Below are 13106 nucleotides of genomic sequence, written 5' to 3'. Positions count from 1 at the left end.
ATGAATGTGATTCTGTTTTTGTTTAGTTATTGTAAATTTATTCCTTATCAGTTTTTATTTAAACTATCATCTGTTTGCAAAGGAAGGAATATTTTTAAGTCTAAAAAATTGAAGTTTTCAAAACTACATGTATTATTGAATATAGGTGATTTTATTCAATATTGGATATATATGGATGGTGCGTATGAAGTTTCTTTTGTTAGATACTTTTTTGATAAATATAAAAAATCAAAGGGGGTATTTATTGATGTTGGGGCTAATTTAGGAACTTATTCTCTTAATTTAGTACCTTGCTTTGAGAAAATCTATGCAATAGAAGCAAGTTCTTCTAATGCTTCTTTTATCAAAACGGTGTTATTTCAAAATCAAGTTAAGAATGTGGAAGTTTATCAAAAAGCTATTTTGGATGAAGATAATAAGATATTAACTCTTACTTTATCTGATTTTACTTGCGGTTGTAATTCTTTGTATGATAAACCTACCGGAAAAGAAGAGCAAGTTCAAACTATTACATTAGATACTATATGGAAACAGAATAATAGGCTAAATGTACGTTTTTTAAAAATTGATATAGAAGGTGCTGAATGGGGATGTGTACAAGGAGGAAAGGAGATGATTTCTTGTTGCCATCCTGATGTTTGGTGTGAATTTAATAGTGAAAGTGCTCATCAAGCAGGATATTCTTTAGTGGATTTATATAATTATTTTATAGATAGAGGATATAAAGCATATACTCTTAAACCTATTACTCGTTTCTGGAGAGGATGTGGATGTTCTATGAAACCGTTTGATTTTGAAAAAATATCAACAGACAATTTTTTTGGAAATATCTTATTTATTTATTCATGAATATAACTTACTTCCATCGTAATCCTTCTTCCGGCTATAGCATTGGTAAAGTTTCTCAAACTTATATTGCAGAAATCGAAAAAAAGGAGCATATTGAAAATTTTTATATGCCTTGTGCTAAAGCAGATATTCTTTCTATATTGAAAAATATTAGATTTGCTTTTGTGCATCGAAATAGAAAAGGTATTAACCATATTACAGGGGATGTGTATTATTTAGCGTTTGTCTTACCTCGTAAAAAGACTGTTATTACTTTGCATGATATAGGTTATTTGGAATATTCTAAAGGAATGAAGCATTTTCTGTATAAAATATTTTGGTTCTATCTTCCTTTTTGGAGGTCTGCTAAAGTCATTTGTATTTCAGAAGAGACTAAGCAGAAAGTTATAAAGTATAAATTATGTTCTCCTCATAAGCTGACTGTCATACCAAATGCCATAGATGCTTCGTTCAAATCGGTTGAAAATACTTTTAATACTATTTGCCCTCGGATTTTGTGTATTGGTACAGGAGAAAATAAGAATTTGTATCGAACAATAGAAGCATTACATGGGATACCCTGCCATTTGAGAATAGTAGGAATTATCAGTACCGCTTTACAAGAGCATTTGCAATTTTATCAGATTAATTATTCAAACGTGTATCATCTTTCTGATGCGGAGATCATAAATGAATATGTACAAAGTGATATTGTAAGTTTTGTTTCCTGGTATGAAGGTTTTGGGATGCCTATAATTGAAGCTCAGGCGATAGGACGTCCTGTTTTAACTTCTAATATCTCTCCAATGAAAGAGATTGCAGCAAATGGGGCTGTCCTTGTTGATCCTTATGATGTATCTGCTATCCAGAAAGGTTTTATCTCTATTATTGAGAATGGAGAACTAAGGGATAAAATCGTAAAAGAAGGCTTGTATAATGTTGAGAAATATACTCCTTCTTACGTGGCAAATGCATATTTACAAATTTATCATACATTATAATGAAAACAATCTTAATCCTATATTCGGAATTGATGCCTTATAACATCGTTGTTATAAAAGAACTTTTACGAATGGATTGTACAGCCCACATTGTTAGATGGACAAAATGTAAGACTCCTTATATACCACCTGAATTGCCGAATGTAGTTTATTATGATCGTAATTCATTTTCCGATCCTTCTTCTCTACTAAATCAAGTTCGAAATATTAAACCTGATCTGATTTGGGTTTCTGGTTGGATTGATAAACTGTATTGTAAAGTAGTCGGCTCTTATCGTAAGGAATGTAATATACCGATTGTTGCTGGTTGCGATACTCAATGGCAGGGAGGAAAACAATGGCTGAATGTTCTGTTTTCTCCGCTTAGACATAAACGTTGGTTTAGTCATATTCAAATAGCGGGAATATGGCAATATGAATATGCTCGAAGGTTGGGTTTTAAACGATCTCAAATTATTGAGCCTTTCTACTCTGCTGATACGAATATATTCCAGAAAGTATCTATTTCATCAAAGGAAATAAGTTATCCTCGTAGGCTTCTGTTTATTGGCCGTTTTGCTAAAGTGAAAGGTTTATCTTTTTTATTAAATGCATGGAAATCTATTCCTGATAGGAAAGATTGGGTATTGACTTTGATCGGGAATGGTCCGTTGCGTGATACATTGGATGGTTTCCCTGATGTGGAAATCAAAGATTTTATGTCACAAGAAGAACTGGCTGTTGAAATGCAAAACTCCGGAGCTTTTATTCTTCCTTCTGTCTTTGAACCTTGGGCTTTGGTTTTGCATGAGGCTGCTGCAGGCGGATTGCCTATTCTTTCTTCCAATTGTTGTGGGGCAGTTCCTTATTTTGTTTTGGAAAACTATAACGGTCATTTGTTTACTCCGGGAGATGTATCTTCTATTCGTAAGGCTCTTCAATCGTTGATCAATTCTTCCGATGAAGAATTGATACGTATGTCGTATAAAAGTCGTGAATTGTCCAGGCGGATTAATCCGGAGATTGTGGCTCAAACTTTATTAAGCATTATATAATTATGAAAATAGTCTTTATTCTTCCATATTTTGGAAAATTCCCAAATTATTTTCCTCTATGGCTGAAGTCATGTCAATATAATCCTGAAATTGATTGGATTATTTTTACGGATGATCGATCAAGCTATGATTATCCTCCTAATGTTAAAGTGAATTATATGAACTTTGAAGAGTTGCAGGAATATATACAATCTTGTTATGATTATCCTATTCAACTGAATAAACCTTATGATATATGTGCTTTTAGGGTCGCTTATGGCGAGCTGTTTAGTGAATATATTAAACAATATGATTTTTGGGGGTATTGTGATAATGATTTGATCTGGGGCAATTTTAATTCTATGATAGAAGAATATGTATATAAAGAATACGATAAAATATCTTGGAGAGGACACATGACATTATTTAGAAATAATCAAGATATTAATGCTATTTATAAAATGAACTTATCAGGGATACCTTCTTATAAAGAAAATATTACTTCTGAATTAGGATATTATTTTATAGATGAAGTTGGAATAAACTATTATTTTAAAACTGTTGGAATTCCTATATATGAGAATGTACCCTTTGCTGATTTAAAGATACGAAGTTATAACTTTAAGTTACTTCATTATAAAAGTGAAGATGATTATAAGAATGATTATCAGGTTTTTGTATGGGATTCAGGGAGTCTTTACCGTTATTATTTAGATAAAGAAAGACATATACAAAGAGAAGAGTTTTTATATATACATTTTTTGAAACGGCCTATGAAAGTGGATTTGAAAATCGATTATGATGGAAAGTTCCTGATCGTACCAAATCGTTTTTTGCCATATCAAGAAATAACGGTTGATTTATTATTGAAGTATGGAAGAAATAGAATATATTTTTCATATTGGCTCCCACGTCTTAAATTATCTTTTCTTATAAGAAAGATAAAATACAAGTATACGCATCGTTTTCGTAAAAGAATGAGTTATTCTCCAAACAGAAGCGTTTAATGTTTTGAATATGACGATTTAAATTATAAAATCTTTTCTGGGAAAAAATGAAGATATTACATTCAATCCCCTCTATGGGAGTTCTATCGGGCGGTCCTGCCTTAAGCACTTTATTATCTGTTAAAGGTGAGATTGCTGCTGGTCTGTCTTCTGTTATATTGACATACGATATTGATAAAGAAAAAGATCAATTGATAGATTCTTCAGCGTTTATCCATTTGGTTCCGCGTCCGAAAGAACAACGGTTTGGTTATTCTTCTCATTTTCGTAAGGCATTGGAAAAGGAACAGGCGGATGTTTATCATATCCAGGGCATCTGGCAATATCCGTCTGTTTGTACAGCTTCATGGGCAAGAAAAGAACATAAACCTTATGTGATAACATTGAGAGGAATGTTATATCCTCAGTGTTTTGAAAAGTCTGCAATGATTAAGAAATTATCGTTGTGGCTATATCTGAAATCGGATTTGCAAAAGGCTGCTTGCTTGCACGCTACTTGTATGGAAGAGATGGAGCATTTGCGAAATATGGGGATTAAGTCTCCTGTAGCTGTTATTCCTAATCCGATTCAATCCTGTAATCAGCAAACAGGGGGACTTTCGCCGGATAAACAGAGAATAGGCTATTTAGGACGTATCCATCCCCGTAAACATGTGGAACGTATCTTTTATGCTGTAAATGCTTTACAGTGTAAAGATGTGGAGGTTTTGGTTATTGGAGATGGGGATGCCGGTTATATGCAATACCTACAACAAGAAGTAAAACGCTTACAACTAAATAACGTTGTTTTTACGGGTTTCTTAAGTGGTAAAGAGAAAGAGAAAGCATTAGAATCTCTTTCTTACTTGGTTGTTCCCAGTGATTTTGAAAACTTTGGTAATATTATTACTGAAGCATTAGTAAAAGGTGTCCCTGTCATCGCCTCTAAAGGTACCCCTTGGGAAGAGCTCAACACACATTCTTGTGGTTGGTGGGTGGATAATGATGTGGATACGTTAGCTACGACGATCCGGGAGGCATTGAATACTTCCGAAGAGGAAAGGCTGGCGATGGGAGAGCGGGGTAAACAGTTGATTAAAGATAATTATTCCGTAGAAATGGTTGCCGGTAAGATGAAGCGGTTGTATGAGTGGATTCTATATGGAGGTGAGAAACCTGAGTTTGTGTATTTGAAGTAGCTGAATCATGAAAAAGAAAATAGGGATTGCCATAGTGGCATTTGTTCTTGTTTTAGTAGGTGGGGAGATTTATCTCCGCAAAGCCTGGGGGCTTTGCGATACTGTATTAATACAGTCGGATCCGGATTTTGAATATATTGCCCAGCCTAATCAAAACCAGTATCGTTTCAAGAAACATGTCCGATATAATGAATATAGTCAGCGGAGTGAATCGGTTGATTCTTCTGCTTTTATTATATTGGGATTAGGAGATTCCGTGATCAATGGGGGAGTGCAGACAGAGCAGGATAGCATGGCTACTTCCCGGTTATGTGCTTCATTGTCGAAGCTGTTCGGAAAGAAAGTACAGGTACTGAATATCTCTGCCGGTAGTTGGGGACCGGATAATTGTGAGGCTTATTTGAAACGATATGGGACGTTTGGGGCTAAGGTTGCTTTTTTGCTTTGTAGTTCGCATGATGCACATGATAATATCAATTATCAGCCGGTTGTGGACGTGAACCCGAGTTTTCCGAGTCATCAGTATAAATTGGCTTATTGGGAATTGATACACCGTTATTTGTTGCCCCGGATTTTGAAACAGGAAGCTCCTTCCGAGATTAGTAAGGATGGGAAAGTCTTTAACCCCGGTTTTCAGGCGTTGGCTGACCGTTTTAAAAAGGAAGGTATTCCGTTCTTTATCTGGTTGCATCCTGATCGGGTAGAAGTGGAGAAAGGGACATACAATCAGGAAGGAGAGGAGATTATTTCTTTTTGTGAGCGGGATTCTATTCCCTTAATCAAAGGTTTAGAAGTGATGCGGTTGGCTGATTATAGGGATGGTATTCATGTGAACGAAATTGGACAAAAGGTTATTGCGTCTGAAATAACCCGATTTATACAATCCTCTATTAATCAATGAAAACAGATCTTTCTAAATACGACAATTCCTGGTATGATCCGGGAAGAGGATTTATCAAAAGAACGTTTTGGTTTATAGTCAATGCAATATTTTTTCAATGTCCTTTGAATCCCTTTTCTTCTTTAAAAGTCGCTTTGTTGAAATTGTTCGGAGCGAAGATAGGGAAAGGGGTTTGTATAAAGCCTTCCGTAAATATCAAATATCCTTGGCGTTTAAAAATAGGAAACAATGTTTGGGTTGGCGAATCTGTCTGGATTGATAATCTGGCGGATGTTATGATTGAAGATAATGTCTGTATTTCTCAAGGAGCGATGTTGCTTTGTGGTAATCACAACTATAAAAAAGAGACATTTGATTTGATGATTGGGGAGATTATAGTGAAAGAGGGCGCATGGATTGGGGCGCGTGCTGTAGTTTGTCCTGGTGTCATTGTAAATGCCGGGGCTGTGTTAACTGTATCTTCTGTCGCGACAAAGGATTTGGATGCGAATAGTATATATCAAGGCATTCCTGCTGTAAAAATAAGAATAATAAATAGAATATAACCCTTCTTTTCCCCATGCTTATCTCCCTCATCACCCCCGCCTATAACAGTGCGCGGACTATTTCTGATACGTTGCTTTCTGTGAATGGGCAGACGTATCGGGAGGTTGAACATATTATTGTGGACGGGCTGTCGACGGATGGGACGTTGGAGGTGGTGGAAAGGGTGGATGAGGGGAAGGGGGCGCTTTGTCCGGTGTGCCGGAAGGTGGTGTGCGGGAAGGATGAGGGGCTTTATGATGCGATGAATAAAGGGATCAGGATGGCGGCCGGGGAGGTGGTCGGGATCTTGAATTCGGATGATTTCTTTACTGCGCCGGATGTGCTGGAGAAGGTGGCGGAGGCGTTTGAGGAAGATGAGACGCTGGAGGCGGTGTATGGGGATATCCATTATGTCTATCCGGAGGACTTGACGAAATGTGTCAGGTATTATTCGTCGAGGGTCTTTCGTTGCTGGCTGATGCGGCTTGGCTTTATGCCCGCCCATCCTTCGTTTTATGTGCGGCGTTCGTGCTATGAGCGGTTAGGGTTGTATAAGACGGACTATAGGATATGTGCGGATTTTGAATTGCTGCTGCGGTATCTGTTTGTCCACCGGATACGTGTCCGTTATCTGCCGATGGATTTCGTGACGATGCGTATGGGAGGAGTCAGTACCTCCGGGCTGTCTGCCTGCCTGCAGATCATGAAAGAACATCTGCGGGCATTCCGTGAAAACAATATCTATACCAACCGCTTTATTCTGTCACTAAGATATGCGTATAAGGTGCTGGAGTTTGTGAAGAGGTAGAAATGAGAATCATAATCTCGAAAATAGTTCCTATATTTGTTCCGACACTTTAAATATTAAATAATTATGACTATGAAGAAAAAAAATGTAGAATATCAATACCCGGAAAAGAGCTCTTCTTCCGTTCAGGAACCTATTGTCTCATATAAAAGGGATATTTCATCAAGGGAAATACCTGAATATATATTGAATGATATACAAGTAAGTCGGGAAGAATATAAGAATGGATTGGCTATTCCGGTTTCGGACTTCATGAAAAAGTATAAAGATGGAGTATAATTTAGTCATTACTCCTAAAGCTCAGAAGTCTATTGATGATGTATGTGATAAGGTGTTAAATGCCTGGGGTATAAAATGCTATAACAATTTGATAGATGAATTGGAACGTTGTTTTAATATAATACAAGATTATCCATTCGCTTTCCAGGCAAATATTCGTTATCCGGAAATAAGACAGTGTGTTGTGACTCCGTTAAATATCCTGTACTATGAGATTGAAGAGCATGACATTATTATCCTGGCTTTTGAAGATACACGTATGGATCCGGATAAGGTTACTTTTTAGCAATAACAAGCCAAGGGGGCTTTGCCCCCTCGGGAAACTACAACCAATATTTCAGTAAATACCCCGTGCCACCCAGCAGCATCAGTGTGTATCCGGAGAGGCCGAGCCAGTCGGCTTCGAGGGCGGAGGTTTCGGGGTGGGCAGGAGTGAGAGGATTGCGCCTAAGGCTGTCAGGGCTATTTCCGCTTCCCCTTTCCAGAGGGAGAGGAGACTGAGGAGGCTGAGGCAGAGGATCAGGACAAAGGTTGTCACCGGTAACCGGTCTTTTCCGTCGCGGGAAGATGATTCGGGCGAGGGTGGTGAGGAAGTTGAGAATGGTTTCAAGATATTTCATTTTTTAATTGATTAATTGATTATTAATTTGATATGTGTAAAAAATCTTCCCAACCTGCCTACAGATCTTGACCAGTGCTTGGCGGTAGGCGGTGCGGTTGTCGCCGTTGACTTCGCTGATGTATTTGCTGCAGGAGATTATGCGGGCGAAGGTCGGCGGGTCGTTGCTGGCATCGGCGGCCGAGGGATAGGCGTGGCGGATCAGGCGGGCGTAGTCCATGAGGGAGTCTCCGGGTGTGTCGTAGACACGGAAGCGGAGGGAGTGGGGGCCCAAGCTGATACTTTCGCCTTTCCACCAGACGTTTTTCTTGCCGTAGGCGGTGATGCCGAAATAGTTGCGGTACAAGGTGGACAGGTCGCTCTGTCCCCAGCCGGATTCGATAGCTGCCTGTGCCAGGATGACTACCGGGTTGATCCGGAAAGCTTCCCCCGCCTTTCGGGCAAGGGGAAGGAGAAAAGATATAAAGTCTGCCTGTTTCATAATATTCCCGGGCGTTCTACGCCGCCGTTAGGGTTTTCGTCCGGATCTTCGAACGGTTCGAGTTTCATGAAAGACGGTTTGGAGATGATGGTTTGCAGAATGGCTCCGGGGGTGAAAACGATACGGCCCTTTTTGAACATCGACGGATCGAAATTTCTCAGGGTAGCCGAACCGCGGCTGCCGGCAAGCATGCGGAAGTTGCCGAATGCACCCATCTGGACGATGTTGCCGCTTTCGAGTTCGTTTTTCATGATGTTGATCAGGCCGTCGACGACGAGTTCGACTTCGCCCTTTTTGGCCGTGCAGTAGCCCGACACTAATTCGCACAATTTTTTGAAATCGGTTTTTTCTATCGAACGGACTTGACCGTAGAATAGTTTGGCATCGGCTGCGGCACCTTTGCTCATGTCCCTTTTCAGGACGATACGATACTTTAACGCCATAAGGATTGTTTTTAGAATAAATAAAAGACTTGTTGTAAATAATAGTACAAATATACGGATGGAGTGTAGGGGTATTTTGATGAAATTATACAATTGAATACGAACTATGATATGTTTTCGTATAATGCTATGTTTTATGTCGATAAAATTTCTTTTAATGGTATTTAGTCCTTATATTTATAGCGTTATTATTAACCATAAAATAGATGGACAAAATGAATGAAATTTTTAAAGTTAAGAGTTACGGATGGCAAGAATTAGCGATCCTCTACGCTCCCGGGATCACACCCCGGGCAGCCACGCAAAGGTTAACCTTATGGGTGAAGAATATTCCGGATTTAATCGAAAGCCTGAAGGGAAAAGGGTGGGTTAAGGGACAACGTCTGTTGACACCCGTACAAGTGAAATTAATCGTGGATTATCTGGGTGAACCATAGTTTCGGTAAGGGAAAACAATTATTTTCAGATTTAAATACAGTTGTTTTTGAAAACGGAAACAATTGTTTTTGGAACCGTAGACTATTGTCTTTGCGCTAAAAGGAAATTAAATTACAAACAAGAAACATGAATGTTGTTGACCTTTGATCTGATAAAAAAAGAGAGAGCCTATATTTTATATATATTATATATGGTAGGGAAAAACCGCTTTTAATTCAGGTTGCTACTCTGGGGTATGATTATCAAGGCATAGGAAAAACCGCTTTCTGTTCAAAAGAAAAAAAAGCTATGAATGACAATGATTTAGCTGAGAAGGATCTTAAGGCTGTCCAATATTTGGGGAAGGCATATATAAAAATTCCTTGGCCAATCCTTAATCGCATGCTGGATATGCGCCAGCGTGAACGCCGCATCGGGCTTGTACACCTGGCTCTGTTTGCTAACTGCAATTATGCAGACAGTACTTTTGTTGTAAACGGGAATATGAAATTTTCCGGCATCGGGGAGGTCGTTTCGACCTATGATAAGCTGGCAGAAAGTGTAGGCTTGAGTGTTACAGCGTTCAGACGTTGTGTGAAGTCGCTGAAAGATGCAGGGTTGATAGATGTCCGCCGGGCCGGGGAGGCTACCTGTTTTCGTGTTTTCGGATATGAAAAGTTTATGCGTAACATGGAGACGCGTTCGTTTGCCGGGTATCAGGAAAAGAATAACCGGTCGGCCGAGAAGCTGAAGGAGGAAGAATTACGGCGTTTTGGAGATCAGAAACCGCGTACGGACCTGTTAGATTGAAAGATGCCATGGAAGAAGAAATGAATATCGAGCGTGCGTTGCTGTGCGCCCTCTTCCTGGATGGGGAAGTGCTGACGGAGGTGATGGCGGTAGTTCGCCCGGAGATGTTCCGGGACGTGAACTTGGGGTTTATCTATGCTGCGTTTTTGTCCTTGTATGGGAGGGGAGAACAGCCGGATATGATGTTGGTGGAAACGGAAATGAAGAAAACGGATATGGACCGTTGTGCCCGGATGGGCGGATTGTCGTATTTGTCGGGCGATATGTCGAAGTATCGCCTGGACTTCAACGCCGTTTCGTATGCACGGGAAATAAAACGCCTTTTTATGCTGGACTGCCTGGACAAAATCTTTAAGAAACAAGAGCTGAAAGCCAACCAGTACGAGACGGATTATATGCAACTGATAGGCGAGACGGAGAACCTGCTGCTCGGTTTGCGGGAAGACTGCAATGAGGATGAACCGATGGTGCCGCTCTCCCGCTTGGCGGCCGAAACGATCGGTATCCAGCGGAACCGCATGGAACATAAGACCGACCCCCACCGCATCCGGAGCGGGGTCGATGAGTTCGACGGCATTACGGGCGGATTCTACATGGGTGAAATCGTGGTGCTCGGCGGTCTGACGAGTGACGGCAAGACCTCGTTGGCGATGTTTATGGCCATGTCTGCCGCGTTGTCCGGCCGGCATGTGCTCCATTTCAGCTACGAGATGACGGGGTTGCAGACGATGAACCGCATTTTTGCCGGTTATGCCGGTGTGGAGCCGGAGCTGCTGCGTATCGGGGGCTTGCAGACGCGAGACTTGGAGAAGATGGAAAAATATGCCGGGACATTGGAGGACTTGCCCTATCATTTCATCAATCCGGCCTCTTCGAGCCTCGAATCGTTGCGTGCACAGGCACAGTTGATGCACCGCAAAGGGCAGTGTGACTTGATCTTGGTGGATTACCTCCACCAGATGGTCGGACAGCCGGGCAAGGGAGAGACGATGGAAAGCCTGGTGAACAATTACATCCGCGGCTTGAAAAAGATTGCGACGGAGCTGAATTGTGCCATACTGGTCGTCTCGCAGTTGAACCGTGAAGTACACAAACGGGAAGAACATCTACCGGTTTTGAGCGATTTGCGCGATTCGGGTGCGATCGAACAGGTGGCCGACAACGTGGTCATCCTTCATCGTCCGGAGGAGTACGGGATTCCGAAAACCGCGGAAGGGCGGAGTACCCATCACCTGATCCGGATGTATGTCCTGAAGACAAGAAACGGCGCGCGCGGCGTGGCCGATGTGTATCGCAATAAATCGTTCACCTATTTCTGGAATCCCGACCGGAAATTAAACATGGAAAGTAGATGAATAATCCGATAGACATAGCGTCCCTACGCGGACGGATCGATATCGTGCAGGTGATCGGCCATTACCTGCATTTGCAGAAACAGGGGGCGGGCTACGTGGGGCTTTGCCCGTTCCATGAGGATAAACACCCCTCTTTGCAGGTCAACCCTGCAAAGGGGCTCTACCATTGTTTCAGTTGCGAGGCGGGAGGCGATGCGTTCACCTTCGTGCAAAAGCGCGAGGGATGCGGTTTCGGGGAAGCTGTCCGGATTTGTGCGGACCTCTGCCATACCGGTTATATTCCCCGGGAGCCGGAGGTTCGGCAACCGGAAACGAAGATAAAGGACCTGCATGACGAAGCGCCGACGGTCTCCGGCAACGAGCGTTTTTGGAAGACTTTGCTTCCCTATGACCCGGGGTGCGGGGAGTTGAGGGAGACGTATGAGCGGTTCGGGGTACGGATGGGGGCGGATACCGCTACTCCTGCTTTGTACCGGTTCACCGAGGGACGCCTTGTATTCCCGATACGGGACGGCGCCGGGCAGCTTGTCGCCTTTGCCGCACGCTATCTGGGTACGGACCCCGAAGTGCTGAAGCAACGCAAATACATGAACAGCAAAACCAGTTCGATTTATAAAAAAGATCACCTGCTTTATGCCTGGCATGAGGCGGAGGCGGCTATACGCGAAAGCGGGCAGGTTTTTATCACCGAGGGCTATAAGGATGCTTTGGCGATGCATGCCGCGGGTTTCGGCCGGACAGTCGCCCTGTGCGGGGTGAATCTTTCCGAAGTGCATCTGTCCTTGATACGCGGGGCGGCGGATACGGTTTTCCTGTTGTTGGATGCCGATCGGGCAGGGCGCGAGACGGCGGGTAAGTTGGTCCCCCTGCTCCGGAAATCCGGTTTGCAGGTCGTGAACCTGGTCCCGGAAGGGGGAAAAGACCCCGACGAGATGTTCCGCCGGATGGGACGCGAGGCGTTTGCCGCCTGGGTACGGAAGGCGATGATACCGCCTGCCCGGTCGAGGGTCGGGGAGCTTTTGTCGGCGGCTTGCCGGCGTTGGCCGGAGAGCGTAGCGGAGGGGTACGGCCCGGAAGAGATACCGGAGATGTCGTTACCGGAAGATAGGCAGTCGTTCACCGGCTGTTTCCCGGAGCTGGACAAGTTGTACGAGCAGCATACGGAACTGTCCCATACGGAACCGGTCCGGCAGGGCGAACTGATCCGTTACCTGCATCTCTGCTACCGGGAAATATGTCTGGAAACGGATGTCCGGAACGAATGCCGCCGTCTGGCCCGGACTGCCGACGAGGATGCCCGTGCCGCTTGCATCGATTCCTTGCAACGCTATCGCTTGGAGCTGCGTGATGCTTCGTTGGCGTTGCATAGGAGGGGGTGATGGAGAATTGAGAATTAAAAATTAAGAATTAAGAAATAATAATTGGGGCATTCATAATTAAA

General features: G+C 42.5%; 17 protein-coding genes. 14 read left to right on the top strand and 3 right to left on the bottom strand.

The annotated features are described in order from the left end of the window. From DWU89_RS06285 to DWU89_RS06240, 10 genes are all read left to right on the top strand, one after another. Window positions 1-849: an FkbM family methyltransferase gene (locus DWU89_RS06285; RefSeq protein ID WP_158543341.1), complete on the top strand. Its 849-nt coding sequence runs from the start codon at window positions 1-3 to the stop codon at window positions 847-849. Further along, entirely contained in the window at window positions 846-1829 is a 984-nt protein-coding gene (locus DWU89_RS06280) for a glycosyltransferase family 4 protein (protein ID WP_115498784.1), read from the top strand. The genes DWU89_RS06285 and DWU89_RS06280 overlap by 4 nt, the downstream gene beginning before the upstream one ends. After that, the gene (locus DWU89_RS06275) at window positions 1829-2863 is read left to right on the top strand and encodes a glycosyltransferase family 4 protein (RefSeq protein WP_115498783.1); all 1035 of its coding nucleotides are present in this window, start codon (window positions 1829-1831) and stop codon (window positions 2861-2863) included. The genes DWU89_RS06280 and DWU89_RS06275 overlap by 1 nt, the downstream gene beginning before the upstream one ends. Before the next feature lie 2 nt (window positions 2864-2865). Next, entirely contained in the window at window positions 2866-3849 is a 984-nt protein-coding gene (locus DWU89_RS06270; RefSeq protein WP_115498782.1) for a DUF6625 family protein, read from the top strand. 47 nt (window positions 3850-3896) lie between these two features. Next, entirely contained in the window at window positions 3897-5027 is a 1131-nt protein-coding gene (locus DWU89_RS06265; RefSeq protein WP_115498781.1) for a glycosyltransferase, read from the top strand. Between the two features lie 7 nt (window positions 5028-5034). Beyond that, a complete protein-coding gene (locus DWU89_RS06260) occupies window positions 5035-5928 on the top strand; it encodes a hypothetical protein (protein WP_115498780.1) in 894 nt (297 codons plus the stop codon). Continuing rightward, on the top strand, window positions 5925-6473 hold the full coding sequence (locus DWU89_RS06255) for a WcaF family extracellular polysaccharide biosynthesis acetyltransferase (protein WP_115498779.1): 549 nt from the start codon (window positions 5925-5927) through the stop codon (window positions 6471-6473). Before DWU89_RS06260 ends, DWU89_RS06255 begins: the two co-directional genes overlap by 4 nt. A 14-nt stretch (window positions 6474-6487) precedes the next feature. Then, a complete protein-coding gene (locus DWU89_RS06250) occupies window positions 6488-7261 on the top strand; it encodes a glycosyltransferase family 2 protein (RefSeq protein ID WP_115498778.1) in 774 nt (257 codons plus the stop codon). Window positions 7262-7333: 72 nt separating this feature from the next. Beyond that, window positions 7334-7540 (top strand): hypothetical protein, encoded by a 207-nt coding sequence (locus tag DWU89_RS06245; protein WP_115498777.1) that lies wholly within the window; start codon window positions 7334-7336, stop codon window positions 7538-7540. Beyond that, window positions 7530-7826, top strand: a complete 297-nt coding sequence (locus tag DWU89_RS06240) for a type II toxin-antitoxin system RelE/ParE family toxin (protein ID WP_115498776.1) — start codon at window positions 7530-7532, stop codon at window positions 7824-7826. The genes DWU89_RS06245 and DWU89_RS06240 overlap by 11 nt, the downstream gene beginning before the upstream one ends. Window positions 7827-7907: 81 nt before the next feature. Here the strand turns inward: DWU89_RS06240 and DWU89_RS06235 are convergent, their stop codons facing one another. From DWU89_RS06235 to DWU89_RS06225, 3 genes are read right to left on the bottom strand one after another with little or no spacing between them, the layout of a single operon-like run. Continuing rightward, entirely contained in the window at window positions 7908-8150 is a 243-nt protein-coding gene (locus DWU89_RS06235; protein ID WP_158543339.1) for a hypothetical protein, read from the bottom strand. 13 nt (window positions 8151-8163) lie between these two features. Then, window positions 8164-8640 (bottom strand): glucosaminidase domain-containing protein, encoded by a 477-nt coding sequence (locus DWU89_RS06230; RefSeq protein ID WP_115498774.1) that lies wholly within the window; start codon window positions 8638-8640, stop codon window positions 8164-8166. Beyond that, window positions 8637-9083 carry an HU family DNA-binding protein gene (locus DWU89_RS06225; protein WP_115498773.1) on the bottom strand — a complete coding sequence of 149 codons (447 nt, stop codon included), beginning with the start codon at window positions 9081-9083 and terminating at the stop codon, window positions 8637-8639. Before DWU89_RS06225 ends, DWU89_RS06230 begins: the two co-directional genes overlap by 4 nt. Before the next feature lie 215 nt (window positions 9084-9298). Between DWU89_RS06225 and DWU89_RS06220 the strand changes: the two genes are divergently transcribed. The 4 genes from DWU89_RS06220 to DWU89_RS06205 all read left to right on the top strand — a co-directional run bounded on the left by DWU89_RS06220 (window position 9299) and on the right by DWU89_RS06205 (window position 13044). Further along, window positions 9299-9520, top strand: a complete 222-nt coding sequence (locus tag DWU89_RS06220) for a DUF4248 domain-containing protein (protein WP_115498849.1) — start codon at window positions 9299-9301, stop codon at window positions 9518-9520. A gap of 289 nt (window positions 9521-9809) precedes the next feature. Beyond that, complete coding sequence (locus DWU89_RS06215) at window positions 9810-10310, top strand: winged helix-turn-helix domain-containing protein (protein ID WP_115498772.1); 501 nt, start codon at window positions 9810-9812, stop codon at window positions 10308-10310. 8 nt (window positions 10311-10318) lie between these two features. After that, complete coding sequence (locus DWU89_RS06210; protein WP_115498848.1) at window positions 10319-11665, top strand: replicative DNA helicase; 1347 nt, start codon at window positions 10319-10321, stop codon at window positions 11663-11665. Next, window positions 11662-13044, top strand: coding sequence for a DNA primase (locus tag DWU89_RS06205; RefSeq protein ID WP_115498771.1), 1383 nt, complete (start codon window positions 11662-11664; stop codon window positions 13042-13044). The genes DWU89_RS06210 and DWU89_RS06205 overlap by 4 nt, the downstream gene beginning before the upstream one ends. The last annotated feature ends 62 nt before the right edge of the window (window positions 13045-13106 follow it).

Source organism: Parabacteroides acidifaciens (genome assembly GCF_003363715.1).
Classification (GTDB): Bacteria; Bacteroidota; Bacteroidia; order Bacteroidales; family Tannerellaceae; genus Parabacteroides; species Parabacteroides acidifaciens.
Note: the sequence above shows the minus strand (reverse complement) of the source record. Positions and strands in the feature narration are given on the sequence as shown.

Bases quoted from the DNA above. Each gene is read 5' to 3' on its own strand.
- DWU89_RS06245 (WP_115498777.1), top strand. From the start codon at position 7,334: ATGAAGAAAAAAAATGTAGAATATCAATACCCGGAAAAGAGCTCTTCT.
- DWU89_RS06250 (WP_115498778.1), top strand. From the start codon at position 6,488: ATGCTTATCTCCCTCATCACCCCCGCCTATAACAGTGCGCGGACTATT.
- DWU89_RS06280 (WP_115498784.1), top strand. From the start codon at position 846: ATGAATATAACTTACTTCCATCGTAATCCTTCTTCCGGCTATAGCATT.
- DWU89_RS06275 (WP_115498783.1), top strand. From the start codon at position 1,829: ATGAAAACAATCTTAATCCTATATTCGGAATTGATGCCTTATAACATC.
- DWU89_RS06215 (WP_115498772.1), top strand. From the start codon at position 9,810: ATGAATGACAATGATTTAGCTGAGAAGGATCTTAAGGCTGTCCAATAT.
- DWU89_RS06220 (WP_115498849.1), top strand. From the start codon at position 9,299: ATGAATGAAATTTTTAAAGTTAAGAGTTACGGATGGCAAGAATTAGCG.
- DWU89_RS06230 (WP_115498774.1), bottom strand. From the start codon at position 8,640: ATGAAACAGGCAGACTTTATATCTTTTCTCCTTCCCCTTGCCCGAAAG.
- DWU89_RS06285 (WP_158543341.1), top strand. From the start codon at position 1: ATGAATGTGATTCTGTTTTTGTTTAGTTATTGTAAATTTATTCCTTAT.
- DWU89_RS06270 (WP_115498782.1), top strand. From the start codon at position 2,866: ATGAAAATAGTCTTTATTCTTCCATATTTTGGAAAATTCCCAAATTAT.
- DWU89_RS06205 (WP_115498771.1), top strand. From the start codon at position 11,662: ATGAATAATCCGATAGACATAGCGTCCCTACGCGGACGGATCGATATC.
- DWU89_RS06260 (WP_115498780.1), top strand. From the start codon at position 5,035: ATGAAAAAGAAAATAGGGATTGCCATAGTGGCATTTGTTCTTGTTTTA.
- DWU89_RS06240 (WP_115498776.1), top strand. From the start codon at position 7,530: ATGGAGTATAATTTAGTCATTACTCCTAAAGCTCAGAAGTCTATTGAT.
- DWU89_RS06225 (WP_115498773.1), bottom strand. From the start codon at position 9,083: ATGGCGTTAAAGTATCGTATCGTCCTGAAAAGGGACATGAGCAAAGGT.
- DWU89_RS06265 (WP_115498781.1), top strand. From the start codon at position 3,897: ATGAAGATATTACATTCAATCCCCTCTATGGGAGTTCTATCGGGCGGT.
- DWU89_RS06255 (WP_115498779.1), top strand. From the start codon at position 5,925: ATGAAAACAGATCTTTCTAAATACGACAATTCCTGGTATGATCCGGGA.
- DWU89_RS06210 (WP_115498848.1), top strand. From the start codon at position 10,319: ATGGAAGAAGAAATGAATATCGAGCGTGCGTTGCTGTGCGCCCTCTTC.